At 46.4% G+C, this 26672-nt stretch carries 26 protein-coding genes and 2 tRNA genes; 14 read left to right on the forward strand and 14 right to left on the reverse strand.

Annotation, left to right across the window (positions count from 1 at the left end; all coding sequences use genetic code 11):
• Positions 1-64: 64 nt before the first annotated feature.
• From FIM25_RS04800 to FIM25_RS04845, 10 genes are all read right to left on the reverse strand, one after another.
• A complete protein-coding gene (locus FIM25_RS04800; protein ID WP_139446869.1) occupies positions 65-1237 on the reverse strand; it encodes a hypothetical protein in 1173 nt (390 codons plus the stop codon).
• Between the two features lie 94 nt (positions 1238-1331).
• Positions 1332-2660, reverse strand: a complete 1329-nt coding sequence (locus FIM25_RS04805; protein WP_139446871.1) for a hypothetical protein — start codon at positions 2658-2660, stop codon at positions 1332-1334.
• Positions 2661-2709: 49 nt separating this feature from the next.
• The gene (locus FIM25_RS04810) at positions 2710-3132 is read right to left on the reverse strand and encodes a type 2 periplasmic-binding domain-containing protein (RefSeq protein ID WP_139446873.1); all 423 of its coding nucleotides are present in this window, start codon (positions 3130-3132) and stop codon (positions 2710-2712) included.
• A gap of 122 nt (positions 3133-3254) precedes the next feature.
• Positions 3255-4145, reverse strand: coding sequence for a phosphoribosylaminoimidazolesuccinocarboxamide synthase (locus FIM25_RS04815; protein WP_139446875.1), 891 nt, complete (start codon positions 4143-4145; stop codon positions 3255-3257).
• 111 nt (positions 4146-4256) lie between these two features.
• Complete coding sequence (locus FIM25_RS04820) at positions 4257-4772, reverse strand: metallophosphoesterase family protein (RefSeq protein ID WP_139446877.1); 516 nt, start codon at positions 4770-4772, stop codon at positions 4257-4259.
• 19 nt (positions 4773-4791) lie between these two features.
• Entirely contained in the window at positions 4792-5151 is a 360-nt protein-coding gene (locus tag FIM25_RS04825; protein ID WP_139446880.1) for a PilZ domain-containing protein, read from the reverse strand.
• Positions 5126-6292 (reverse strand): DUF4388 domain-containing protein, encoded by a 1167-nt coding sequence (locus FIM25_RS04830; RefSeq protein WP_179953166.1) that lies wholly within the window; start codon positions 6290-6292, stop codon positions 5126-5128. The genes FIM25_RS04825 and FIM25_RS04830 overlap by 26 nt, the downstream gene beginning before the upstream one ends.
• 49 nt (positions 6293-6341) lie before the next feature.
• A complete protein-coding gene (locus FIM25_RS04835; RefSeq protein WP_139446884.1) occupies positions 6342-6959 on the reverse strand; it encodes a GTP-binding protein in 618 nt (205 codons plus the stop codon).
• 65 nt (positions 6960-7024) lie between these two features.
• The gene (locus tag FIM25_RS04840) at positions 7025-7885 is read right to left on the reverse strand and encodes a tetratricopeptide repeat protein (RefSeq protein WP_139446886.1); all 861 of its coding nucleotides are present in this window, start codon (positions 7883-7885) and stop codon (positions 7025-7027) included.
• Between the two features lie 394 nt (positions 7886-8279).
• On the reverse strand, positions 8280-10487 hold the full coding sequence (locus FIM25_RS04845) for a DUF3141 domain-containing protein (RefSeq protein WP_139446888.1): 2208 nt from the start codon (positions 10485-10487) through the stop codon (positions 8280-8282).
• 309 nt (positions 10488-10796) lie between these two features.
• Between FIM25_RS04845 and FIM25_RS04850 the strand changes: the two genes are divergently transcribed.
• Genes FIM25_RS04850 through FIM25_RS04865 form a run of 4 tightly spaced genes read left to right on the forward strand, consistent with a single transcriptional unit; the run spans position 10797 to position 14277 of the window.
• The gene (locus FIM25_RS04850) at positions 10797-11408 is read left to right on the forward strand and encodes a TetR/AcrR family transcriptional regulator (protein ID WP_139446890.1); all 612 of its coding nucleotides are present in this window, start codon (positions 10797-10799) and stop codon (positions 11406-11408) included.
• A gap of 15 nt (positions 11409-11423) precedes the next feature.
• Positions 11424-12494 (forward strand): TRAP transporter substrate-binding protein, encoded by a 1071-nt coding sequence (locus tag FIM25_RS04855; RefSeq protein WP_139446892.1) that lies wholly within the window; start codon positions 11424-11426, stop codon positions 12492-12494.
• Positions 12491-12988, forward strand: coding sequence for a TRAP transporter small permease (locus FIM25_RS04860; protein ID WP_139446894.1), 498 nt, complete (start codon positions 12491-12493; stop codon positions 12986-12988). Before FIM25_RS04855 ends, FIM25_RS04860 begins: the two co-directional genes overlap by 4 nt.
• Complete coding sequence (locus FIM25_RS04865; RefSeq protein ID WP_139446895.1) at positions 12985-14277, forward strand: TRAP transporter large permease; 1293 nt, start codon at positions 12985-12987, stop codon at positions 14275-14277. Before FIM25_RS04860 ends, FIM25_RS04865 begins: the two co-directional genes overlap by 4 nt.
• Positions 14278-15025: 748 nt before the next feature.
• On the opposite strand, the gene FIM25_RS04870 is transcribed toward FIM25_RS04865, so the two are convergent.
• Together FIM25_RS04870 and FIM25_RS04875 are read right to left on the reverse strand one after the other, a co-directional pair.
• A tRNA-Leu gene (locus FIM25_RS04870) sits at positions 15026-15112 on the reverse strand.
• A gap of 66 nt (positions 15113-15178) precedes the next feature.
• Positions 15179-15265: transfer RNA gene (locus tag FIM25_RS04875), tRNA-Leu, on the reverse strand.
• Between the two features lie 180 nt (positions 15266-15445).
• Here FIM25_RS04875 and FIM25_RS04880 point away from each other — a divergent pair.
• The 10 genes from FIM25_RS04880 (at position 15446) to mqnB (ending at position 24204) form a co-directional block, all read left to right on the forward strand.
• Positions 15446-16393 (forward strand): bifunctional riboflavin kinase/FAD synthetase, encoded by a 948-nt coding sequence (locus tag FIM25_RS04880; RefSeq protein WP_139447068.1) that lies wholly within the window; start codon positions 15446-15448, stop codon positions 16391-16393.
• Between the two features lie 3 nt (positions 16394-16396).
• Positions 16397-17488, forward strand: coding sequence for a lysylphosphatidylglycerol synthase transmembrane domain-containing protein (locus FIM25_RS04885; RefSeq protein WP_139446897.1), 1092 nt, complete (start codon positions 16397-16399; stop codon positions 17486-17488).
• A gap of 239 nt (positions 17489-17727) precedes the next feature.
• Positions 17728-18243: a peptide deformylase gene (def, locus tag FIM25_RS04890; protein WP_139446899.1), complete on the forward strand. Its 516-nt coding sequence runs from the start codon at positions 17728-17730 to the stop codon at positions 18241-18243.
• Positions 18240-19178: a methionyl-tRNA formyltransferase gene (gene fmt / locus FIM25_RS04895; RefSeq protein ID WP_179953167.1), complete on the forward strand. Its 939-nt coding sequence runs from the start codon at positions 18240-18242 to the stop codon at positions 19176-19178. Before def ends, fmt begins: the two co-directional genes overlap by 4 nt.
• A gap of 24 nt (positions 19179-19202) precedes the next feature.
• Positions 19203-20585 (forward strand): 16S rRNA (cytosine(967)-C(5))-methyltransferase RsmB, encoded by a 1383-nt coding sequence (rsmB, locus tag FIM25_RS04900; RefSeq protein ID WP_139446901.1) that lies wholly within the window; start codon positions 19203-19205, stop codon positions 20583-20585.
• Between the two features lie 8 nt (positions 20586-20593).
• Positions 20594-21700, forward strand: a complete 1107-nt coding sequence (locus FIM25_RS04905; RefSeq protein ID WP_139446903.1) for a PASTA domain-containing protein — start codon at positions 20594-20596, stop codon at positions 21698-21700.
• A complete protein-coding gene (gene rpe / locus FIM25_RS04910) occupies positions 21697-22374 on the forward strand; it encodes a ribulose-phosphate 3-epimerase (protein ID WP_139446906.1) in 678 nt (225 codons plus the stop codon). Before FIM25_RS04905 ends, rpe begins: the two co-directional genes overlap by 4 nt.
• Positions 22374-22829 carry a type II 3-dehydroquinate dehydratase gene (aroQ, locus tag FIM25_RS04915; RefSeq protein WP_139446908.1) on the forward strand — a complete coding sequence of 152 codons (456 nt, stop codon included), beginning with the start codon at positions 22374-22376 and terminating at the stop codon, positions 22827-22829. The genes rpe and aroQ overlap by 1 nt, the downstream gene beginning before the upstream one ends.
• Positions 22826-23461, forward strand: coding sequence for a TetR/AcrR family transcriptional regulator (locus FIM25_RS04920; protein WP_139446910.1), 636 nt, complete (start codon positions 22826-22828; stop codon positions 23459-23461). Before aroQ ends, FIM25_RS04920 begins: the two co-directional genes overlap by 4 nt.
• Positions 23458-24204: a futalosine hydrolase gene (mqnB, locus tag FIM25_RS04925; protein WP_139446912.1), complete on the forward strand. Its 747-nt coding sequence runs from the start codon at positions 23458-23460 to the stop codon at positions 24202-24204. Before FIM25_RS04920 ends, mqnB begins: the two co-directional genes overlap by 4 nt.
• Here the strand turns inward: mqnB and FIM25_RS04930 are convergent.
• Both FIM25_RS04930 and FIM25_RS04935 read right to left on the reverse strand, forming a co-directional pair.
• Positions 24125-25714, reverse strand: coding sequence for an NAD(P)/FAD-dependent oxidoreductase (locus FIM25_RS04930; protein ID WP_139446914.1), 1590 nt, complete (start codon positions 25712-25714; stop codon positions 24125-24127). The genes mqnB and FIM25_RS04930 overlap by 80 nt on opposite strands.
• Complete coding sequence (locus FIM25_RS04935; RefSeq protein ID WP_218961269.1) at positions 25608-26588, reverse strand: protein phosphatase 2C domain-containing protein; 981 nt, start codon at positions 26586-26588, stop codon at positions 25608-25610. Before FIM25_RS04935 ends, FIM25_RS04930 begins: the two co-directional genes overlap by 107 nt.
• Between the last annotated feature and the right edge of the window lie 84 nt (positions 26589-26672).

Below are 26672 nucleotides of genomic sequence, written 5' to 3' on the forward strand. Positions count from 1 at the left end.
ACGAAAAAGGAAGATTTAAAGGTAAATTTCATTTTTTTCCCCTTCTCAAATTTAAAAGACCTTCCTATTCCGCTGTAAAGTGGGGATTAGCATCCATAACAGACCGGTTTTCCCCCCCGGTTATGATGGAATTTTTTCCACCGGCTCTGTTTTTACGTCCACCCACAGTTGCAGAAAAATCACCTTCTGCACGATTTCCTTCACCGCCAATGGCAGAAGATGCCCTCCCGGAAACAATATTATCTGTTCCTGAAACCGCAGCACCATAGGAGCCTGTTACCTTATGTCCTCTTCCGGAAATAAGGTTCCCATAAGATGTGCAGGTATGACCTTCTCCAAGGACTAGGTTATGGGAACCTGAAACTTTTGCAGGATCTGTGTAACCTATTATCAGATTGCCATTGCCATTGTTTGATGCCGTTTGACCTTCTCCATTTGTGAGAACAAGATTAATACCCTGAAACTCAATATTCTGCCCCTTTCTCTGAACACCCTCAAGGATACGGGTCAGACGTGCCACCTGAGCTTCCAGAGCAGCTATCCGCTGCTGCAACTGGGCATTTTCTCCATCAGGCATTGCAATTCCTCCAATAAGCAGAGGTTTTACAAGGGTAATATCTGCTTTGGCTTCAAGGGCTGCCTGAAGCTCGGAGTGGCGAACCAGGGAGGGATCTATGCGCTCTACGGGAATGATACCCTGAATATCAGCTATATTGTGGGTATGATTTTTATCTGCCTTTTCGGACAGCATCTGGTTCCATCTTCTCTGGGTAAAAACAGGGACGCAGTCAGAAACACCCATTTCTCTAAAATACCCACATATTTCAGCATCATCTATGCGTTCATAATCTGCTATTTTCTCAGGTCCTACAAAAAAAAGATAAGGAAAATTTCTCGGCATTTCAAGGCTTGTGTCGCTTCGCTCAAAAAGGACCATGGCAATGGCAGGAGTATTAGGAAGAATCGTAGCCATATATGAAACAGCAACATATTTATCACTGAGGTCATACAACTCACGGATACCTTCCATGCGAACATTTCTGTTACGTCTGGCCTGACGCTGTACAATCTGCTCATTGGCCTGATTTAGAACCTGAGCTGCGTCCTCTGTATTTTTAAGCTGAAGGCGCATGGCTGTTTCTTTTTCTGTCATCACATTGGCTGCCAGAGCAGGCAGGTTGCAAAGTGTCCATGACAGCAATATAAAACCTGCAATTTTAAAAAAGGCCCTGTTCATCTTCCCTCCCCCTTATAAAAATAAGTCATGCCCTGCTTACTTTAATAGAAAGCAGAGCACAACAGATCCTGCATGAACACAAAATAACAAAGGATCAGAAACTTACCGTCATTTTAGCAGCAAAGAGAAACCAGTTTTCAGAGGTATTGAGATTACCATCATCCCCGGAATTGATGTCTTTCATGAGAATGGCCGCACCGTTCATGGCGTGGCCTTCCAGCTTGAACACCCAGTTAGGGGTAAGGTCAAAGCGGGCTGTCATGGCAATATCCTTCAGCCAGGCATCATGATCTTTATAACCGGCATCTTTACGCGGATTATCTACTCCTGGGACATTTATAAAACTTGGATGTTGTTCTATGATATTCAGTTTTCCGTTCCTGTCATCCTTGTCCGCATAGTACTCAGAATATGAAATGCCCAGCTCCATCCAGTCCGTAAAACGGTAGGCTATGGCAGCGTAATAGCCTTCGGTGTTCAGGGTTTTAGTACCAGCTGCGTTAATGAAATTTGCAAATGGAGAATCTCCCTTTGCATGGTTGGTAAACTCATAACGGTTACCCATATATTCCGCTGCAAAGGTGAATGGTCCTCTAAGATATTCCAAAGAAGCAGTATATGCCCTGGAAACAGTATTTGCTTTAACGTTCGCAGAACCTGGAAAAGGTAAAAAAGCAGCTGCTGTAGCTTCTGTTTCCATATCAAATTCCACAGCCCATGCCGTGGTGCTGAGACGCAGACCATTAAGGGGGGTATACCATACAAGGCCACCGGCCATGGAATGTTTGGTATGGGTGGATTGGGGGTCAGATAGGACGCCAGCAAGTCTGGACTGATCTGTAAGGGATGTCACAACACCGCCATCCAATGCAAATTCAGTTTCCCCTCCCTGAAACTGGTAGGAAAGGGTACCGGCATTGCCCATGTAGAGGTCACCGTATATCTCAGCACCACTGATGGCAGATACTGTATCCCTCCAGGCTTCGTTATAGACACTCTGGGGAAGGAAAATACTGTTTCTGAGCATATCAATATCACGGGTGGTATTGTAAAGCCCATGAACCATTTTCATTTTACCAACACGGATACCCATCCAGTCTCTCCAGCGGTAATCAGCAAAGCCCCAGTCAATTTCAGGCTCTCCCTCACCAAATTCCCCGAGATTTCTCGCAAAAATCTGAAGTCCCACACGTAAGTTGTCGCTGACCTGGCTGCTGATATTCACCCCAAATTCGTTGAATCGGGCACTGCCATCCTCGGTTTTGGCAAAAAAGTTATTATTGTCACTTGCCAGATATCCTTGGGAAATGAAACCATGAACAGTAACACCACCATAAAGGTCATCACCAAATTCCACAGCCATTGCCGGTAACCCCATACAGAGCAGGCCCAGACCCAGCATCAGTCCTTTTAAGCTTTTCATGCAAATCTCCTTATGTGAATATGCATTTAAAAGTAAAATAAATAAAAAACTATGGCGTGATACCCAGAACCTTCACTTCATCTGTGATTGTCCCTTCCGGAACAAAACCCACAGCTCCCTGGGTGTTGGCTACATAGGTTACCATATCCGCAGGCCTGTTCATGGCAGGCGGCATCTGTCCCCGTCCCGTAAAAACCTGCCTTTTCCAGTGCTGATCAAACTGAGCAGAAGACATTTTTACATAATCAGAAAGAAAACTGTCCATGGTTTCTCCCCTGAGAACAGCAAAATTAACACGGCTGCCATCCTCCCAGCGGCTCAGTTGTCCTTTGTAGATACGTTCCAGATCACTCTTTGAAACGCTGGCCACCGGTACACCACGGTTGGCAATAATCAGAACATCCGCAAGGGCATGTCCCACAAGACCCGCTACCATAACAAGTATAAGGGCCCCTAATTTTACATGCTTCATCATTCTCTCCCATTGATAAAGTATGAGTTATGCCACCCCCCATGAGCAGCTTTTTTCATAAACGGTGTTTATGCATAAAAATTACAAAAAAGGTGATCCTCAAGGATCACCCCTTGCTTTTTCTACTTTTTAATATCGGTCAGAAGTTGCAGAACTTCTTCGTATTTATTTGCTGTTTTAAGAATAATTTCTTCCGGAAGCCGGGGACCTGGGGGCTGTTTGTTCCAATCCAGTGTTTCGAGATAATCCCGAACAATCTGTTTGTCAAAACTCTGGGGAGAAGAGCCGGGCGCATAGCTGTCTACGGGCCAGAATCTTGAAGAATCCGGTGTCAGTACCTCATCAATGAGAATAATTTCTCCATCTACCATACCGAATTCAAATTTGGTATCTGCAATAATAATCCCCCGCTCACGGGCATATTCCGCAGCTTCAGTATAAATTGCCAGACTCAGATCCCTTACCTTTTCGGCTGTTTCTCTACCCACAAGGTTCACTGCTTCCTCAAAGGAAATATTAATATCATGGTCCCCCACTTCGGCTTTGGTGGACGGGGTAAAAAGGGGTTCAGGCAGTTTTTCAGATTCCTGCAGTCCGGATGGCAGAGAAATTCCGCAAACGGTCTGATCTTTTTTATAGGATTTCCAACCTGAACCTGAAATATAACCCCTTACAATGCACTCAATGCTTAAGGGTTCTGCTTTTTTCACCCACATGCTCCGGTCACGGAGATAATCCACATGGGCACGACATGCTTCAGGAAAATCCTCCGCGTTGCCACTGATGATATGATTTCCCACAAGCCGTTTCATACGTTCAAACCAGAATAGAGAAAGTCTTGTTAAAACCCGTCCTTTTCCAGGAATGGCATCGGGCAGGACCACATCAAAAGCAGACAGTCGATCCGATGTTACCATGAGATAAGAATCACTCAGATCATAAATATCCCGAACCTTACCACTTCGAAGCCGCTTTAGACCTTCAAGTTCCATATTTTCAGAAGATACAGTCATAACTTTCACTTAAATCCTTTCAGATAAATAATATTTAAAATAAAAAAATCTTTTTTCTTAATAACCTGAGAAGTTATTTCATGAAAAGATGCCGCAATACGGCGAGCGTTGCTATAAAGAAACAGGCACTATTTCTCCGCTGATATCCCCATTGGAAAAAATTGTCAATATCCCCACAGTATGGGGCCACGGGCCTTTCCGGTTATCTGTATAACTGCCGGGGTTGAACATCAGAACACCATCAAAATTGTGGCACTCCGGAACATGGGTGTGACCGAAAACAACAGCATCCACCCCTTCAAAGGCATTTTTTGCCCGCATCATCACACCACTTCGCTCACCCCAGCCGTGGATAAGCCCTACACGTACAGGCCCTATGGTCACAATCCGGGAAACAGGGTGCTGTTCCCTGACATCCGGACCATCACAATTACCGCATACAGCAAAAACATCCACATCATAAAAAGCATTCAGGACAGAGAGATGAATCATATCTCCTGCATGGAGGATCATGGAAACATCTGAAAACACACCATGTCTGAGGGAGAACAATGTATCATCCGCTGTCTGCATATGGGTATCAGACAAAACCCCTACCCGGATGCCCTCTTTTTGTCTGTTGCTCATGGAATACTTTTCCGTTTTTCTATTCGGATTCAAATCGTTCAATGAAAAGGGAAAGAAGTTTTGCCTTGGGACCTGTCATGGGCAAAAAAGAAAGTCCTGCATAAAGGGTGTTATTTCCCGAAGGACGGACATGGGCCACAACAGCGTCCAGATCCAGCACATCATCTTCAATACCCATGGATACCTGCACCCTTTTTCCTTCAGGAACAGGCCTGTGAATTTCAAGAAGCACGCCTCCGAGGCTTATGTTCAGAGTTTTTCCCATTCCCTGTATGGCAATTAAGCCATCTTCCCCCAGAACGGTAAAATGAATCAGGTTACAGGTCTCAGGACGAAAGGGAAATCGTCTTTTTTCAGCAGGGTTCTTCGTCTGTATCATTTTTTCTCCCCTTAACGTCTATGGCTTCCTGGATCAGTGCCAGTGTTGTCTGTATGGAGCTTAGGGAAAAACCAAGCATTTTCCGGAAAGTAGGTGAAAGTCTGTCCCAGAGCATACCCGCCTCTCCATTATTCAGAGGTTCCAGACTGCTTTCATTTTCCCCCAGAAAAATCAATCCTCTGTCATCGGAAGGTTTTTCCTGCATGGGATGGGCAAAAACACTTCCGTCAGGAAAGGATGCCAGCTCCAGAAATTCTTCCTCATTTTGCCATGCAAGCAGAATTCTGCCACCACTTGCTGAAAAAAAAGTGGCTGAAAGATGCTCTTCCGGAACAGTGATTATTTTGTATGATGCAGGAGCTTTTGCAGGCAGTCCAGCAGATGCCCTGAGAAGGGCAAGGGTTTCCCCAAGCTTTGTCAGTTGCCTGTCCACCCCCAGAACAACTTCCTGAAGAGAGGTGGAAAAAGTCGTAAACTCCCTTGCCAGCCGCTGAGCATCCAGCACACCCAGCAGAGCTTCACCCACAACCTCAACGGAAGCACTTCGGGGACGATTCATCATGACAAAACTTGCCGCACTTCCGATATAAGCCCCTTTGCCAAGACAGAAAAGGGGAATACTGCGTCCCCCAACCTCCTTATGCAAACGTACCTGCCCTTCCAGAATCACCCACAACCATGATCCAAAACGACCCTGTCGCACCACAATGCTACCATCTTTGTGAAACTCTTCATCCACCACATCGCTGTACTCAATGGCGGGTCCTTTCAGGCAGGGTTCCCTGAGCAGCGCAGGACCTTTTTCTCTCTGGTCTGCACGAAGTTCATCCATCTGCCGCAAAGCATCCAGAAGAAGCCCTGTCAAATTCCTGTGAATCCTGCGGGGACCGCTTCCTTCTCCAGGAATAAAAAGAAAGCGCCCTTCCTGCCATGTAAAAAGCTCATGGAAAGCATCTTCCCCGGTTCTTTCTTCCAGCTTTGCATCAAGAATCTCTCCATTTTTCATGGAAATGGTACCTTCTGCACCATTTTCCGCAAAAATACGTACATTTCCAGTCGCTGCAGCTCCCCCAAGAAACTGAAGCAGTTCTGCAAGACCCACAAAGGATAATCTCCCCGAAAGAACCTCGGCTATATCCATACTATTTATTCCAGAACTATACAGGTTAAAAAGAATGCCGGACATCTAATCATTTCTGCACCCAGCCCAGCTCTTTCTGCAGATGTTTTAATGTACTCTCAATACAGGCTTTAAGGGTCTTTCCAACACCTTCACCCGTTACAGCACTGCCTGGAAAAGAAGGTACCTTCAGCTGTCTGTTCAGATCCCGATCCATCTGCTCTATGGACATGACAGGCAAGCCCTCTTTGGCCAGATCCCTTTTATTGTACTGCAACACCAGAGGAATTTTTGCAATGCTGAGACCATAGGATTTAAGGTTTTCATGCAGATCTTTTAATGAAAGCATATTTTTTTCTCTGCGCACAGCCAGAGAATCTGCCACAAAAACAATACCATCAGCCCCTTTTAAAACAAGTTTACGGGTAGAAGCATACTGGGGCTGACCTGGTACGGTAAAAAGCTGTACCTTCACATCACAACCGTGAATTTTACCTAAACCCATGGGCAGAAAATCAAAAAAAAGAGTTCTGTCACCTTCGGTATCAATGGAAACAAGGTCGCCGCTCATATTTTTCCGAAAAAGCTTATGTATGGTTTCAAGATTGGTTGTTTTGCCACAGCGGCCCGGACCGTAATAAACAATTTTACATTCAATGACCCGCTGCTGAATATTAAAAACGGCCATGAAGCCCTCCAGAATTTCAATTTCACTGCTTTTCCCCCGGCGTTAAACCATCCAAAGGAAAAATATCAGCCCTTGATTTCTATATTCAGACACCAGTCCCCTTTTTTGGGTCCTGCATTAATCTGATGTTTGGATGCCACAACTCCGGAACTTCTGAATACCGCCACAGGAGAATAACAACGCATGTCATTTAAGCGTAAACCTACCTTAAGATCATCTATAAGTTTTTTATCTTTACTGGAAATAATAAGACTCACAAGATTTCCGGACTGAAAACTGACATCCAGATCTACCTGATCATTCAACTCTTCTGGAACATTTTCAAGGCGGATACCCACAGAGCTGACAGGAAGTAAATCCATACTGCTGTCTTCTGCGGCTTCCATACCGGAGGTCATACCCGGAATCAGGCTCTGAAAACGGGTCAGTTCCTTTTCGGAAAAAAGACCGGAAGCTTGCCATTGTCGTAAAAGATCAGCTGCTTCTTCTTCCCTTTTATCCTTAACCATGGCGGTAATTAAACCGTGACCTGCATCTTCACCAAACTTTTTATCCTTCAGAATTGCTGAAAAAAGAGCTATGGCCGCAGGATAAGAACCATACCTTGCAAGAAGCCTGCCCTTTTCCAGCCGCATTTCAGCAGGTGTTTCTTCTGTGTCAGGGAGTAGGGTATTAACCAGCTTCGATTCTCTGGCAGTAAAAGTCCGTTTTTCATTTTTTTCCGATGCAGCAGATATTTTTTCATGAAGCTCGGAAATACGCTGCCGAATATCACTGATAAGTGCTTCCTTATTTTTCAGTCCGGCTATTGGTTCCACAAGCTTTTCAAGGGATTCAAAACGGGTCAGAGCCTCATCATAAAGACCCTGAGATGAATAAAGTCGAGCTTCCTTGAGAATAACCTGAAATTTATCTTTAACGGACATGGAATCTCCCACAAAAATGACCTGGCAATGGGTAATTTAAAAGGATTTTACATTATCAGAAGCTGTATGGCAGTACAATCATTTCCATTATGTTTTTTTAAAACTCTATTTTAGACAACATTTTTCAGCAAAGACCACCACGATATTCTAAGATACTCTGAAAAACTTACAATTTCACATGTAAACCAAAACATATACTAACCATGGTAATCATCATAAAGTTTCAATTCAGACGGATTGTATCAAAAATGATCTTTTATAATTTAAATTTTTATAAGCCTTAAAAAAAACGGGCACAGAAAAACCTGCACCCGATCATTGTAAATGCCTAAAAAACAAAACTCAGTTTATTACATTGGTTAAAAGACCCTTCACACCATGAATAAAATCCCTATCATCCGATATTCATGGCATTACGTAAACGCTCCAACAGCTGCTGCTCCGGCTCCGGAAAATTCTCATCTGCATGGGCAATCTGCTCTGCAATCTGTAAAGCTTCTTCCCGGTCCTTTTTTAAATGGATCAGTTTGGGGAGGGTATTGAGCGCTTCTTCACGGTCCACTTGCAGAATACGGGACTGCTCTATTACCATTTTTCTGAATTTATCCGGCTTTATTATGCCTAGCTTAGGATGTTTTCTTATGATCTGCTGGGCCGTTATCATCTCACTTTTATCATAAATGGCATCCGCACTGACCATGGCAACCATAATACGAATAAGACCCTCTTCAAAACCACCATCCCCGGTTTTAGAAATCCATAGTTCACGGTCACTTTCCCTCCGCAAAGCCTTAGCCTGCATTTCATCTTCAGGCTTTTTCCCATGAACAAGTCCTTCAATGGCAGGACCAAAAAAAAGCTTCATGGCAGGATTGTCATAGGTAAGCTTAAAAAGAAACTCATCTTTTCTATCCCTTGCGTCCCTGTAGCGGTTCAGGCTGTCCTCAATCAGGCTGGATGTATATTTTTCAATACGTGCAAAGTAATTATTTTCTCTGTCTACGGGACTGCGTTTTTTTGCAACAATACGTCCCATTGTTTTAAAGGGAAGCATCATGGGATTCAGATCAGAAAAAACATAACGCTGCACCCTAAGAGGATGCATTTGCTTGGCAAGCTCCGCTGTATAACGGTTACTGCATTTCTGTACAATGGGACTTAAAAAAACTTTATAAAGGTAATCGTTAGCCTGGGATAATGTGGAAACCGGAACAAAGGCCTCTTCATCTTCAATGCCGTCATCATATGCAAGAATCTGCTCCACACTCCGTTCTTCAAAACGGACTTTATAATCATTCATCCAAGGCTTTGAGGGCTCTTCTTCAATCACCATCTCATAAAGCCCCGGTGCAAGGTAAGGAATCATATCAACAGAGCCAATGATCTGATTGTGTTCCTTTTTGGCAATAGCGCCCGATACAAAAATACCAAGATGACCTATATCTTTATGAACAATATAAATTATCACCTGTTTATGGCGCTTAAGATCTTCCGTTGTTTCATAAACCCTTGGAATCCAGTTCAGAGCCTGTTGGGGCGGCGTGATATTATCCCCGTTGGAAGTAAAAATAACAATGGGATCTTCCAGCTTTTTCAGATCAAGCTCTTGCCCTTCCTGCAACCAGAGCCGCCCCCGCTCCAGTCGGTTTCCCACAAAAAGATTTTCGACAATAAAGTGAATTTCCTCACGGGTCATCATGAAAAAACCACCCCACCACTTTTCAAAATCGAGAAAGCGCTCTTCTTCCGTATCCACCTGGTCATAAACATTGTACAGCTTGGTCCAGTAGGTATTAGCAGGGTTCAGACCCTCAAAATTAGCAACAAGATTGGCTCCGTCAAAAAAACCATTGCCAAGATCACTTAAAAGGGAATTGACCCATACACCACCCAGCAGACCTCCGCGATAGCGCATGGGGTTGGCCCCCTCCACTCCTGACCAGTAGGACAGAGGAGACCCGTTCAGCACAAGGGGCCCTGAAATATCAGGCCTGTCAGCAGCCACCAGGGCTGCTGCCCAACCTGCCTGACAATTGCCTATGATGGCAGGTTTTTCCGAATCAGGATGCCTTTTGTGCACCTCTTCCAGAAAAAGAACCTGGGCACGCTGTACATCTACGAGGGTCTGCCCCCTGAAAGGATCCGTATAAAACAGCATGAAATACACAGGATGTCCATTTTGAAGGGCCATGCCAATCTCAGAGTCCTGCTTTGAACCACCAATGCCAGGACCATGCCCTGCACGGGGGTCAATTATAAGAATCGGTCTTTTAGGTCTCTTATTTTTTACCTTCACATCAGGATCCTGCCTGCGCTCTACACCTTCAGGCAGATTTTCTGAAGGCTTTTCACGGCTGTCCAGAATACGAACCAGAGAAAAATTAACAGGTCTTTCAAAGGTACGACCATCCATTATCATTTCATAATCAAAGACAAGGACAGGAGGTTGCCCTTTTTCAAGGTGCTCCAGATAAATATTCCCACGCTTGCGCAAAGTATCCCAGAAAAGAATCTGCCTCTGGATAGTGTCAACCATATAGTCAGTGATCTCTCCTGGATTGGCAGACTCTTTAAACAGAGATGCTTTTATAAATGTTTCCATATGTCCCTCTTTATTTATATCCTTTAATAGTTTTTTTATCAGCTATCATTTTTGAAAAAGTCTGATAAAGCCATTCTTTTGAATGGAGGTATAATTTCTGAGAATTTACAAACACCATATTTTAAATAACTCTCCTTATACTTAAGAACGATCTTTATATAAACAGTCATAAAACAGACTTTGATAAATATAAGAAATCTTTGCTGCAATGCAAATTTTATTTTCAGACAATCCTGTTGACAAACTCAATTTAAAGGTGTTATCAGGCTGCCTTAATGACCATGGGTCAAAAAATGAATAAGGGTCACAATGCCAACAAAACAACAGTTAAAGTCAAGACAGACCCAGGAAGAACTGATGGCTGCTGCCATCCGTATTTTCGGAGAAAAGGGCTATTCTGCTGCTACCATAGCTGAAATAACTGATTATGCAGGCTACGCTAAAGGTAATTTCTACAGATACTGGAAAAGCAAGGATGAGCTTTTTCTTGATATCATGCAGGCAAGGATGCAACAGCACAGAGAAGAACGACAAAACCGCCTGCAGGAAACCAGGGACGGAGAAAGTGCCCTCGAAGTGCTGGTAGATTTCCTTGAAGCCCTGATAGCCGATGATGAATGGCCCAAGGTTTTTCTTGAATTTACGGTTCAGGGTTCCTGTGATCCTGAAATAAGGGAGCGCCTAAACAACAGCATATACAGACTTTCCAGTGATCTCTTCGCAGATATTCTGTCACCCTACTCTGAAAACTATGAAGAACTCCGTAAGCTGGGAGCTTTGGTAACGGCCATTTTTGAAGGATATCTGATCCAAAGGCGCATGGGCAGCGAAGTACTGTCACTACAAGATCTTCGCAGGGCCATACTTACTCTGGGATCCCCCCTGTTCAAACAGCCACAGAAACCAGTCAAAACAACATAGCAGAAAGGAGGGGCCATGCCCCGGATTTTGAAAGGGATTCTTACAGGCATTGCCATATTGTCCATAAGCCACACAGTATCAGCAAGCAGTGCGCTGGATGCCTTTAACCCGGATTTTGATCCTTCGGGAGCACCCTATCGCTGCATTGTGTCCAATGTGTCCCATCCGGTGATCAAAGGGGGTTCCGCAGGTTTTGTTCTGCGGGACCGCATCTGGGAAAAAAGTGGAGGCCAGATTTATGTGGATTTCAAGCCCCTTTCCATGCTCGGCGGTGAAGTGGAAGTCCTCAACCTTCTTCAGATGGGTGCCATACAGGGAATGGGTGTCAGCTCAGTTGCGGCAACGAACCTTGGTCCCCGTTTCGGTATTGTCAATCTCCCCTTTCTTGTAGATTCCTTTGAAAAACTTGAACAATTTGTAAACTCAGGCCCCCTATTTGACCACTTCCTGAAGGCCATGGAACATCAAGGGATTACAGGCCTTGATATCACAGCCTATGGCACCTACGGATGGGCCAGCGTGGAGCCCATCACCACCCTTGCAGAGGCTAGAAGTGCCAGATTCCGCATTGCAGAAGCTGCTGTAAACCAGCTTATTTACCGTGAATGGGGACTCAGGCCCGTTGTCATGCCATGGCCAGATGTGCCTGTTGCCCTGCGGCAGGGCGTCATCAATGCCCTGGACCACACACCAACGGTCTGCAATATCACAAGAAAGTTCGAAGTAGCAAAGCACTTTACAGAGGTCAGCTATGCTCAGGGCCTTTTCATATGGATCTTTAATACTGCATGGCTGAACAGTCTCCCCGAAGATCTTAGAAAATTATTTGAAGAAACCGTAAGAGAAGTAGCCTCTGAAATCAGAAAAGAGGCCGAATCCCAGGAAAAAGAACAGATTCAGAGGGCAAAGGATGCGGGAATAGAGTTCCACAGACTGCCAGAAAAGGATATGGCAGAAATGAGAACCCGTTCCGTAAAAGTTCATGACCGCTATAAGAGGGAAATCAACCGTCTTTACAGCCATGACGACTACCGCCCTGATGACTATCTCCTTGAGGTGCAGACTTACCTGGAATATACTCCATGAAATCTTTTGGCCGCGCCCTTGATCTTCTGGAAGAATGGACCCTTTTTACCGCCGTCATGGCGGCCCTTCTGGGACTGCTCTTATCTGTTATTCTGCGCTACGGTTTTCATATCACCTTTGCAGGAGCAGACGAACTGGTACGCAATACCATTATATATACAAGCTTTGTGGGCTTATCCGTCGCCATACGTAAAGACAGGCTGATCAGGGTGGATGCCCTGGCCCAGATTTTTCCAAGACTGAAAAGACTTCTGGCCCTGATAAGTCTCATGGCTGTTATATTCTTTGCCCTGCTGATGATCCGCTTTGGCGGTGAACTCATGATGATGATGCTCAGGACCGGACAATCCACCATAATTTGGAATATGCCCCTCTGGATACTCTATGCCATTCTCCCCTTTTCCGGTTTTCTCATGATAATCCGTTCCGGAGAGCAGATATGGAAATTATGGCATGATGACGGCATTGAAAGCATGGGACAGAAAAATACATGAGTACACCGGATTTTATTCTTCTCCTGATACTTCTGGGCGCCATGGCTGCCTATATTCCCGTATTCATCTGTCTTGTTTTTGCAGCCCTTACAGGCTTTCTCCTTTTCACGGACATGCCTGTTCTTCTTGTTTTTCAGACCCTTCTCCGAAGTCTGGATAATTTTGCCCTCGTTGTGGTCCTTTTTTTCATCCTCTGCGGCAACGTAATGACTTCCGGAAAAATTGTAGAGAAACTAATCCGGATAGCCCAGGCCTTTGTTGGTTTTCTACCCGGAGGACTGGGTATGGCTGGAATTCTTGCCTGTGCTTTTTTCGGGGCCATTTCCGGATCCACGGTTGCCACGGTGGTGGCCATAGGTGGCTTTATGATTCCCGCCCTCAAAGCCCACGGATATCCGGACAGTTACAGTGCCGGTGTCATGACCACAGCGCCAAACCTTGGTGTGATCATCCCGCCAAGCATAGGCATGATCCTTTACAGCATGATCAGCAATGTTTCCCTGGAAGGGCTTTTTCTCACAGGTTTTCTTCCGGGCATCCTCATCACTGTAGCCACCTGTGTTTATACGGCTTGGATTTTCCGCAATAATAAAGATCTGCATACCACAAGTCTGGATACATCTGAGATGCTGGCATCTTTAAAGGATGGTATCTGGGCGCTGCTTCTGCCTGTGATTATTTTCGGCGGGATTTTTTCAGGTATTTTCACAGCCAACGAAGCCGCAGTGGTGGCTTCTGCCTATGCCATTATTGTGGAAATCTTCATTCACAAGGCCATGGATATGAAGCGCCTGAAGGATGTGGTTGTGGATTCGGCCGTCACCTCCGCCGCACTTCTGATTATCGTAGCGGGTGCCACGGTTTTCGGAAGATACATGACTTTACAGAATATACCGGGCCGCATCACAGAAGCCGTACTCGCTGGCATTACCTCCCCTGAGGTGCTCCTGCTTCTTCTGAATGTACTGCTGCTCTTTGTGGGTATGTTCATGGATATCATTTCAGCCACCCTAATCCTGGGACCTGTACTGCTGCCCATCATAGCCCATTACGGCATTGATCCCATGCATTTTGGTCTTATAATGACGGTCAATCTGGCCCTGGGCTACTGCACCCCCCCTGTGGGCGTCAGTCTGTTCATTGCAGGATCTGTAGCCAACAAAAATCTTATGTTCATGTCAAAGGCTGTCATGCCTTTTCTCATCATACAGATTCTCGTGCTCCTGCTTCTCACCTACTTTCCTTCGCTGGTGCTTCTGCTTCCGAGATTCTTTGGATATCATTCCTGATGAACGCATATCGAAATCATTCATTATAATAAAAAATGTAATTATTCAGAATATTTTCATTCAAGACTGTGTATTAATTTCAAAGCATTGGTTCCAGCAAAAGACAATCGGATTGTTTGTGAGTGACATTGCAATCGTTTCGGATTGCGTCACAAACAAAAGGTCCGATTGTCTATGCACCTGATTACAGGCATTCGATTTACCAAAGGAAAATTGTGCTGAATAGCAACCCACGCCGTGTTACGGCGTTTTGTCATAAAGTAACTTTTGAAGTTACTCAGAAGTTACAATACAGGCAGACTTGTTTTCAGGACATGACAGGGCAAGGAATACAGATTACCAGCAGAAATATGGAAGGGGAAAATTTGGGGCATCCCAACGGCTGTGCCTGGGACTGTATTCACGGATACCTGTAAGGGATTTAGCGGTATTTCTGGGAATGATCAAGGTAAGATGTGAGCTGTTGGACGGCAGAGAATAATGAGGAGTCCATGGATAGTGATAAGTATGATCCATGGATAAAGAAGATGTTTTTGCCTTCATATCAACTTCCTGACTCAGACGATGACCTTAAACTTCATGACCATTCGTTCTAAATTTTTTTCATAAAAAAAACCGGTTTGATTTTTGAATAACCCAAGTTTTTATCATCTTAAAAAATGACAAACCGGCGTAAACACCAGACCTGAATCAACTAAAATCAATTCCAGTTTTAAAAATCCGCATGAATTATATCTACTCAAGCGGATGGTACCGAAGGGGAGACTCGAACTCCCACGGACTTAAGTCCACTAGACCCTGAACCTAGCGTGTCTACCAATTCCACCACTTCGGCACAAAAAAGAACACAATGTACTTTGACCAAATACCTTTTAGTGAAGAGACTGTCAATGCTTTTCTATGGTACCGAAGGGGAGACTCGAACTCCCACGGACTTAAGTCCACTAGACCCTGAACCTAGCGTGTCTACCAATTCCACCACTTCGGCATTTCACTAAAATTTCAAAGACTTTTATATAAAAATAAAGCCTATTGACCTCAGCAACGCGAAGTTTTATATAGCCCGCAGCTTGTGGTGTCAAGAAGAAAAAATTTCAAAGTCTGTACCGGATATATCAAAAGATCCGGACTGCCTATGAATCCTTTCAGAACAGGAATTAAGGGTATCATGCAACTCATTGAGCATATTTCAGAAATCCCCCATCCTTTTAAAAATGCCGTTGTTACCATCGGAAACTTTGATGGTGTTCACAAAGGACATACAGCCCTTTTCAGACAGGTCCGTGACAGGGCAGAGACCCTTCAGGGAACAGCCGTTGCCATAACCTTTGATCCCCACCCCCTTATAGTTGTCAGACCGGAACGCCGGCCTCCCCTCATAACCCTGAGGGAGCAGAAAATAGAACTCTTTGCAGCCTCTGATCTTCTGGATATTCTTATGGTTCTTCCCTTTGACAAGGAATTTGCCAGTATACCCGCAGAAAATTTTATAAGGGATTTTCTTATAAAAACCATCGGTATGAAGGCCATAGTGGTAGGACCGGACTATGCCTTTGGCCGCAACCGTGAAGGAAATATCCATCTCCTTAAAAAAATGGGCAGAGAGCTGAACTTTGAAGTAATCGTTCCCGGATGGATCACCCCGGATAACATGGAAGACCGCATCAGCAGTACAAGAATCCGTCAGGTGGTGGCCAGTGGCGATGTGGAAGCAGCTGTTCCCATGCTGGGCAGGTATTATCAGGTACGTGGAGAAGTAGAGGCCGGACGCCAGAGGGGTGGACGCCTGCTGGGTTTTCCCACGGCAAATATCCGGCTTCAGGATGAGCTCTGCCCTGCCTCGGGCGTATATGCCGTAACCGTTGAAACACCCGGCGGCAGACATACCGGTGTAGCCAACATAGGCTACAGTCCCACCTTTGATGACAATATCTTTACCGTGGAAGTTCACATACTGGACTTTTCAGAAGATCTTTACGGAAAACAGATACGAATCAACTTCATTGAAAGACTAAGGGGAGAAAAAAAATTTTCCGGCATTGAAGAACTATCTGAACAGATCCGAAAAGACATAATCAGGGCCAAAGAAATTTTTTATGAGAAACAACTGGTATAAACCATGAAAAAATCAAAAGGGATTGGTCTTTTAATAGCCTTTCCCATATCCATTGCGGCCCTGTGGCTGGCCTTCAGAAATGTTCCCATAGCAGAGCTTGGTGCCTATTTTAGAAATCTTGATTATATATGGCTTCTGCCGGCCATTTTTTTTTGTCTCATGGGTTATGTGTTCAGGGCATGGCGCTGGCAGCACCTGCTGGCCCGTACCCGCAAGGTATCTTTTTTTTCAGCCTTTCATCCCATGATGATCGGCTTTATGCTCAACTGTATTCTGCCGGGCCGTGTCGGGGAACTGATACGTCCGGCCCTGCTTGCCAGAAAGGAAAAAATTCCCTTTGTCACGAGCTTTTCCACCATTGCTGCAGAACGGGTTCTGGATCTAACGGTTCTTCTGGCCTTTCTCAGCATTATCTTCAGTTTTACCGATATGGGGGCAGCAAAAACCCAGACCATCGGCGGTTTTGAGCTAAGCGGAGAAACCCTCACCCGGATTGCCGGAAACATGGCATGGATATGCTTTGTCCTTATAGGAATCATCGTATTTATGCAGGTTCCATGCATGATGGAAAAGGGGAAAAAGGTAATAAGAGGTCTTGCGCTTTCTTTCCCAGGGCTTCCTGCGGGCTTCAGACAAAGCCTTTCAAGCCGTATTTTGCCTGCACTGGAAAAGCTTTTGGATCAGATATCTTCAGGTTTTGACGGACTGAGGAGTCCACCAAAACTTTTTATCTGTATATTGCTTTCCCTTTGTGTCTGGGGAATACAGGTGCTGCCCTTCTGGTTTCTCTCCCAGGCCAGTGCCGGAATATCCCCAAACCTCATTCAGCTGGCGGCAGTCATGGTACTGGTCAACTTTTTCATTGCCATTCCATCCGTTCCGGGTTTCTGGGGTATATGGGAAGCTGGTGTTGTATTCAGCCTTGCCTTTTTTGGCATCCGGGGTGCCGATGCAGCAGGTTACGCCCTGCTCAGCCATGCGGTACTGATGTTCCCCGTTATTTTTGTTGGCATGGGTTCAGCCTTCATGACAGGCTTCAGGATTTCATCGGGCAAAAGCAAATCTGCCAGAGAGTCTCTGGAGTCCGAGGGCTAAGGCACAACTTCAGGAGTAACTACAGCTTACTCCTAGACAAAACGCTGCTGTGTGCCCTCCGTTGCTATTCAGTAGAATTCTCTCTTATATACAAGTTTTTCTTTCCATTTACAGATCATCAACTATAATTAAGGTGTTTCATACAGGGTATGTAAACGCCTTGTATTTTTTTATTAACAACCCCAAGGCTTTTTAGAGGCTGCCCAAGCAGCTTTTTTGTTTCCTGAGAAAGGTGTACCATGGCCATACGTTCCATTCTGACTTACCCGGATCCTTTTTTAAAAAAAATTCCCGCCAGAGTAAAAGACTTTGGCCCTGAGCTGCAGCGCCTCATTCAGGACATGGCCGACACCATGTACGAAGCCCCAGGCGTGGGGCTGGCCGCCAATCAGATCGGTGAAGATTATTCTCTTCTGATTTTTGATGCGGAACCGGACCCTGAAGTGCGAAATTTTAAGGTGCTGGCCAACCCGGAACTCCTTGAAGCCGAAGGTTCTTTCATCTCCGAAGACGAGGGATGCCTCAGTGTTCCCGATTTCAGGGCCAATGTGAAACGTCATGTCAGGATAAAAGTATCGGCCATGGATGAAAGGGGCGAAGCCCTTGTTCTGAACCTTGAAGGCTTTGAAGCCGTTATTGTCCAGCATGAAATGGATCACCTCAGGGGCATTCTCTTTATTGATCACATAAGCGCACTGAAGCGCAGTTTGTACGTCAAGCGAATTGCCAAACAGCTCCGTAGAGAGGCCGTATGAAACCGCTGAGTCTTGTTTTCATGGGCACCCCGGATTTTGCCCTGCCTCCCTTACAGGCCCTTGCAGAGGCAGGCCACAATATACTTGCCGTATACACCCAGCCGGATAAACCTAAAGGACGGGGGAAAATAATACAGGCTCCCCATGTCAAGGAAGCCGCTCTAGCCCTTGGCATCCCAGTATTTCAGCCCTCTTCCATGAAAGATGAAAAAATATACCATGAGTTATCCGCCCTGAGCCCCGATGTTTTTGTGGTGGTGGCTTACGGACATATTCTTCCGGCACGGCTTCTGGAGATTCCCCGCTTAGGCGCTGTGAATATCCATGCCTCCCTCCTTCCCCGTTACAGAGGCGCAGCTCCCATCCAGTGGGCCATTACCCATGGAGAATCCCACACTGGTGTTACCACCATGCTCATGGATGCGGGGATGGACACAGGGGATATACTACTGCAGCGAAGTCTTGCAATTGAGCCGCAGGATACCTCCGTTGAAGTCCATGACAGGCTTTCCATGCTAGGAGCAGAACTCATTCTGGAAACCCTTGAGGGACTTGGGGAAGGCAGCATTCAGCCCCTGCCCCAGAACTCTGAAGAAGCCACTTATGCCCCCCTGTTAAAAAAATCCCATGGTCGCATCAACTGGAATCTTCCAGCCCATGACATTGATACCCATGTGCGGGGCATGAACCCATGGCCCGGAGCCTTTACCCGGCTTAAAGAGACCGACTATAAAATTTTTAAAGTTCAGCCCCTTACCATGGTACATGAGGCCTTGCCCGGTACTGTCCTGCCATCTCCTTCAGGAAGCCTTATCATTGCTGCCGCAAAAGATGCCGTTGCCATAAACGAACTTCAGGGACCATCGGGAAAACGAATGGGTATTGCAGATTTTTTAAGGGGAAATCCCATTACTGCAGGTATGTTTTTTTCATAATTTTTAATAAGACCAAGGAACCGCATGCAAAGCGACGCCAGAAAAACCGCCCTACAGATTCTCATCAAAATCCAGGCCAAAAGACTCCCTCTGGATCTTGTGATTGAAGATTTTCAGAACACCATCAATACCATGGATCCCAAAGACCGCCGCCTGATGAATGCCATTGTGTATGGCGTTCTGCGCTGGCGCAGCCGTCTGGACCGTGTGATTGCAGAAAGTTCCAGAACACCGCTTCATAAAATTGAGCCCAGAATCAGGGATATTCTGCGTATTGCCATTTTTCAGATTATTTATCTGGACAGGGTGCCTGAATCCGCCGCTATCCATACGGCCGTTGAACTGACCAAATTTATCAGCAGCACCCGCGGGGCACCGGGTTTTGTCAACGGTGTTCTTCGGAATGTTCAAAAAGTATGGACAAAGATCTACGATCCTCCTTCAGAAACTCCCTTCATCCAGCGCATGGCCTGGAAACATGCCATTCCTGAATGGATGCTTGAAAGATGGACTGCGCGTTTCGGAGAAGACCGGACAGAGATTCTGGCCCAGTCTGTTAACCGGATACCCTCCATCACCCTGAGGGTGAACCGGATGCGTACGGATATGGAAAACCTGCAAGGACTTATGGATGAAAAGGTACGTGAGGTTTCCCCTAACCCCTGGATCAATGATGCCCTGGATTTTTCCCATCCCGAAGGTGCCATCGACCGGCTTCCTGGCTTCCGGGACGGCTTCTTCCAGATTCAGGATGCATCGGCCCAGCTTGCAGGCCTGATGCTGGCTCCCCGCAGTGGTGAACGTATTCTGGATGCCTGCGCAGGTTATGGTGGCAAAACCGGACATCTTGCCCTGCTTATGCAGAATAAGGGTGAAATTACAGCCGTGGATCTGAACGGCTCCAAGCTCATGCGTCTGACCCATGAAATGCAGCGTTTAGGTGTGAATATCGTCAAAACCCAGACCCAGGATCTGACAAACAGCAAAGCAGCCATGAATCTTGGTCGCTTTGACCGGATTTTTCTGGACGCACCCTGCTCGGGCATGGGTGTTATCCGCAGAAATCCTGACATAAAATGGAACAGAGATGAAGAAGGCCTGAAGAATTTTGCCCTTCGCCAGTCAAAACTCCTGGAAACCATGGCAGCCCTGCTCAAGCCCGGCGGACTCATGGTGTATGCCGTATGTTCCACGGAACCCGAAGAAACCACAGAGGTCATAGACCATTTCCTTGCCCACCATCCGGAAATGCACAGGGAAGCCCCCGGTGCCAGATTCCCGGATCAGGCAAGGACCCTTCTGACGGAAAAAAATGATTTTATGCCCTGGCAGGAAACCTTTGAGCTGGACGGATTTTTTGCCACGGCCCTGCGTAAGACCGGACGCCGCAAGGTCGTCGCATCCTGAAGATATCCATGATGAAAAAAGCAGCAAACATAAAAAAAATAGCTGCAGGAATCCTGGGGCTGACATTTTTCTGCAGCCTTATGGTTCTGGGCGCCTATTTCAGCCTTTCTCTGCTTTTCGACAGAACGCCGGAAATAATTGTTCCGGATCTTATGGGAAAAGATATAGTTGATGTGCTGGAACGTATGGAAGCAGACCGTCTAGGGCTGCGTGTTGCGGGTTTTGAATTCTCCCCTGCCATTGCCCACAATCATGTGATCCGTCAGGAACCTCTGCCGGGCCATGCCTTAAAAGCCGGGCGGGAAGTCCGGGTTTTCCTTTCAAGGGGTCTGCAGAAATTTGAAATTCCAGATGCCCGTGGACTTCGGCGGGAAGAAGTTATACGCCTGCTTGAAAACAGAAATTTTCAGGCAGGGTATCTGTCCTTTATTTACCATGAAAGTATCCCGGCAGGCCATGTAGTTGCATCGGACCCGAAGGCAGGCTTTCCTGCAAAAACAGGGACAGCGGTGCATCTGCTTCTCAGTTCTGGCAAACGTCCTGTACTTATACGCATGCCGGATCTTGGAGGTATGAATGCAGACGAAATGCTGGATATACTCAAAAAACGCCAGCTCCATGTAAAAAGAATCAAAGGTGTGCATCTGCCTGATATGCCTTTAAACCGTGTCATGGATCAGAATCCTGTCCCCGGCAGCCTGCTTAGGGCCCATGAAGGTGTCAGCGTATTTATGAACCGAAAACCGGAACAGGGCAGAGAAGCTGAAGGCATAGTTTCCGGCATGCGTCTTGTGCGCTACCGACTCCCCCATACCCTGATCCGCTCCCATATCCGGGGCAGCATGACGGCCTGGGGGATGACCTTTGATTTTGTGGATGATGTCTTTGAAGGTAACAGCGAAGTCAGGCTGCTTATCCCCGGTACTTCGGAAGCCCATGTCCGTATAGAAGAAAACGGCTTTCCCGTTTACGAAGCCACCCTTGACCCCTTCCGGTTCAGGGCAGATGTCCTCTATGAAGGCGGGCGCTATGGCTTGCCACTGCTGCCTGCTCCTTTTTTGTATCCGTACACTGACCATGCAACCCCAAGCCCCGATGAAAGTTCAATGCCATGAAACACCTCATAGCTCCATCCATTCTCTCCGCGGACTTTACCCGGCTGGGTGAGGAAATCCGTACTGTGGAATCTGCTGGTGCAGACTGGATTCATATCGATGTCATGGACGGCCGTTTTGTGCCCAATATCAGCTATGGCCCCATTATTGTGGAAGCCGCAAGAAAATGTACGAGCCTTCCCCTGGACGTGCATCTCATGATTGTTGAGCCAGATGCCATCATCCCCTCCTTTGTAAAGGCAGGGGCAGATCTTGTTTCCGTACATGCGGAAACCTGTCCTCACCTGCACCGCAGTATTCAGCTCATCCGCAGCCTCGGAGCAAAACCAGGTGTGGCCCTGAATCCGGGAACCCCGCCGGAAATGCTGGATTATGTTATGGACGATATAGACTTTATTCTGGTCATGACCGTGAATCCGGGATTCGGGGGGCAAAAATTCATCCCCCAATGCCTTGATAAAATTGCCCGTATCCGGGAACGCATTGTCCGCAGTGGGCGGCCCATACATCTGCAGGTGGATGGAGGAATCAATCCGGAAACCCTGAAACAGGTTGCCATGGCAGGGGCCGATGTAATGGTGGCAGGTTCTGCTATTTTTCAAACAGATGATTACGGAAAAACCATCAAAGAATTTCACCGTATCCTCCAGCGGGACCCGGACAGGGGGCTGTGATGCCAAAGCACATCCTTGTACTCCATGGTCCCAACCTCAATATGCTGGGGAAAAGGGAACCTCAGATCTATGGAAAACTGAGCCTCAGGGACATTAATACAGCTCTGGAAAAAAAAGCATGCGCAGCCGGTTTCTCTCTCTCAACCTTTCAGTCCAACCATGAAGGCGCCCTTGTGGACCGCGTTCAGGAGGCCTTGGGTCAGATCCATGGCATCATCATCAACCCTGCGGCCTTTACCCATACCAGCGTGGCGATCCGTGATGCCCTGCTTCTGCATGATCTCCCCCTGATTGAGGTGCATATTTCCAACATTCACAAAAGAGAGGCTTTCCGCAGCCAATCCTATATCTCGGATATAGCCACAGGACAGATTGTGGGACTGGGAATAAGGGGATATCTTCTGGCACTGGATGCCATGATGGCAATACTAACGGACAAAGAAGACCTGATGTGATAGCAAAAACTACCTTTAACCGCCTTCCAGAAGAAAAAAAAGAGAGAATCATGCAGGCTGCCCTCATGGAGTTTGCGGAAAAAGGCTATCGTGCTGCCAGCATCAACTGTATGGTGGAAAAGGCAGGAATTGCCAAGGGATCTGTATTTCAGTACTTTGGTGATAAGGAAGGCCTTTTTGCTGCGGTTTTTGCCCACAGCCTTGAAAAGGTCAAGGAAGAACTCCGGAAGGTGAGGGACAATCCGGCGAGAACGGATATTTTCACACGACTTGCACAGATTATGCATACAGGTCTTGCGTTTACCCGAACCTACCCCCTGATTTACAGGCTCTACACCCAACTTCTAAGTACACCTGATATACCCTGCAGGGATTTTCTTTTAACCCGTATCCGGGATGAAGGGAAAGTTTTTTTGAAAGAACTTCTGGAAAAAGCCGCAGCCAGAGGCGAAATCCGGGACAGTCTTCCCATACAGGAAGCCCTCTTTCTCCTGGAAGCATTGTTGGATCGTTTTCTTCTGGCCTCCGTACTGCCCTATCTTGGTAACGGTTTTTTTGATGGACAGAATCTGGAAAGCAGTATTCCTCATTTCATCGACATTCTTGAAAAAGGAATGGGAAGCAGCAGGTGAAACCACTTCTTGTACTTACAGCCGTGGACAGGGAAGCAGCCCCTGTAATAGCCGGACTGAATCAGACCGAGGACATCCTTTTGTCCGGTATTCCCCTTATCCGGGGACTAGCAGGGGAAAAAAAGGTGTATGTTCTTGTTTCCGGTCCGGGTGTTTTCAATACGGCGGCAAAGCTTGGGATAATACTGGCTGCCTTAAAACCGGAATGGATTCTTCAGACAGGTTGCGGCGGCATGTACCCTGAAAGTTGTCTTTCCATGGGGGATATTGTCATTGCAGCTTCTGAAAGGGATCTGCACACAGGCCTTGAGTCAAAATCTTTGATCCCTTCTCCCCTGCCCTTTCCCCTCATGGAAAACAGCCCTCATATACCGGGTTTTTATAATACGGATACATCCCTTCTCCATGCGGCTCTGGATATTATCGAAAAAAAAGAAGGTCGCATCCCCCCATATGGTCCCTTTATAACGGTGAGTACGGTAACGACAAGCGAAAAAACAGCCAATTCCATAGCCAGAAGCACCGGCGGCCTTGTGGAAAACATGGAAGGTGCAGCAGCCTTTCATACAGCAGCCATCTACGGCATTCCCATACTTGAGATCAGGGGCATCAGTAATCCCGTGGGTTCCAGAAAAAGCGAAGACTGGGACCTTGAAACAGCCTTTATCCGCGCCGGGGAAGCTGCCCTTTATCTGCTGCATAGGCTTCCACAGCATGTATGGCATCCGCAGCAGAACTTGTAATACCGCCCGTATGACCTGAACCCTCACCAATGGGAAAAAGTCCACAGACATTAATGGATTCAAAATTTTCTTTGCGCAAAACCCGTACAGGCGAAGAGGTCCGTGTCTCCGCAGCCATCAGTATGGCCTCTTCCGAGACAAAAAGGGGCTGCTCTTTCTTCCATTGTTCAAAGGCTGCATGGAGCTGGTCAAGGATAAAAGATGGAAAGATATCATGCATATCCCCTGCCTGAACACCCATCTTAAATGAATTTTCAGGCAGATTTCCCCCCGTTTTTTTCTCTGAAAAATCCTTCAGAGTCTGTGCTGCTGCCTTCCAGTCCGATCCGCCAGCCCGGAAAGCTTTTTCTTCTATCTCCCTTTGAAGAGTAAGGCCAGCCAGTGGCCCTTTCCCCGGGTAATCACTTAGATGGCAGGAGACCACAAGGGCAGCATTGGAAAAAGGAGAAGAGCGTGCAGCATAGCTCATGCCATTGAGTACAAGCCCTCCTTCTTCGGACGAAGCATTCACCACCTCACCACCGGGACACATACAGAAGGTATAGACCCCTCTCTTAATGGCCCTATCCGTATAATTAAGTGAATAGGTGGCGGCTCCCAGACCTTTATAATCCTTATACTTTCTCCCATAGCGCATAAGATTGATGGTTTCTGCACTATGCTCGATTCTCACACCCATGGTTATGGAACGGGGCTCCATGGCAACACCCCTCTCGCACAGGATCTCAAAAGTATCCCGTGAAGAGTGGCCCATGGCAAGAAAGAGCGTATCTGAGAAATACTCCTTGTTTCCATTGATCCGGATACCCGATATTTTGCCTTCTGAAAACAGTATATCCGTCATTTTTGAGGAAAAATGGATTTCACCGCCCATTTCCAGAATATACTTTCTGATATTGGCCACAATCCGGCAAAGAACATCTGTTCCAAGATGGGGCTTGTCCATATAGGCAATTTCAGGGGGGGCACCGAAGCGAATGAAAGTATCCAGCACCCGGCTCACATATCCTGTGTTACGGTTGCGCCGGGAAAAGAGCTTGCCATCGGAATATGATCCTGCACCGCCTTCCCCGAACTGAATATTGGATTCCGGATTCAGTCTGCGTTCTTCAATAAAACGCCGGACATCCAGAGACCGCTCCTCTATTCTTTTTCCACGTTCAAAAATAATAGGTTTAATTCCATGATCAAGAAGTTCCAGTGCCGCAAACATACCTGCCGGACCCAATCCCACCACAAGGGGATTCTGGCTGATTTTAATCTTTTTTTTAAAGGGAGAATTGGCTTCTGTATAAACTGGAAATTTTTCAGGATTGCTGAAATTATCGGGGACTTCAAGCGCAAAGATCATTTTGCAGTAAAACTGTTCCGGATCCGAAATATCCAGAGTTCTGCTAAGAACTTTAAGAATATGGACATCGTCCAGAGTAAGTTTCTGCCGTAGAGCATTCAGAATCTCTTCCGGAGAATTTTCTTCGATGGGAATTTTCAGACCGGTTACAAGCTGCAAAAAACAGACCTTTTTTCCTTTCAACGTCAGAATGCGACAGGCATGGGATCTTTTCAGACTCATCATTCCCAATGTTCAAAGCAAGGGCTGCAATGTCATCATGGGTTTTAAATCTGGGATACCTTCTGCACTCAGGGTCGCTCTCTTCAAGTGTTCTCACATATTTCCTCACGGCAGACAGTCCGCCCTCCTGATAAAGCCTTACCATGGTATCAAAACGATTTTCAAAAGGGTTTTCCGAAGGAATGAAAAGACCGTCGGTGAATAAAAGCACATGGTCTATGTCCTTTAAATCCTCAACGCCGCATCTGAGAAAGGATGCATAGCTCTTTTCACCATTAAAAACACCGTAAGAAACATTCATCCGGCTGCGGACCCTGCGAATCTGATGGCCCAGTGCATCCATGATGGACTCAGGGCTTGTATCCGATATTTTTTTCCACATGGCAAGGGTTTCTGTATCATGGTCAAAGTCTGTGACGGGGATACTGAAGGAACCATCTTTGTGGATGAGCAGAATCAGGCTGTCACCGATCTGAACCCAGTGGAGCTTTCTGCCATGAATCCTGACCACCGCAGCTGCAGTACTCCACAGGGCTGATTTATCCGATGTATCCACTTCATGTTCCAGCATTTTTCTGTAAATTGCCCTGTTGGCCTGCTCCGCAAGCAGGATCAGACAATCCCTGCTGTTTGAAAAGACGTCCTTTGCCGTATGAGCTGCTAGAAATCCACCTGTCAGTCCCCTGTCACAGGTATTTTGAATCAGGCTGGTGGCACCGTCAAAAACACCAAAGGATGAACCATTAAAAAAAATCGCATCCTCATTCAGAGTACCCGTCCCCTTTTCAAACAGATAAGACATTTTTATCATGAATATCAGACCCTTTCTAATAGAACAGACTTTAAGACTGTAAAATTAGTATAGAAAAGGTCTTTGTTCAAATCGCTAATATCA

The sequence above is a fragment of the Desulfobotulus mexicanus genome, assembly GCF_006175995.1.
GTDB lineage: Bacteria > Desulfobacterota > Desulfobacteria > Desulfobacterales > ASO4-4 > Desulfobotulus > Desulfobotulus mexicanus.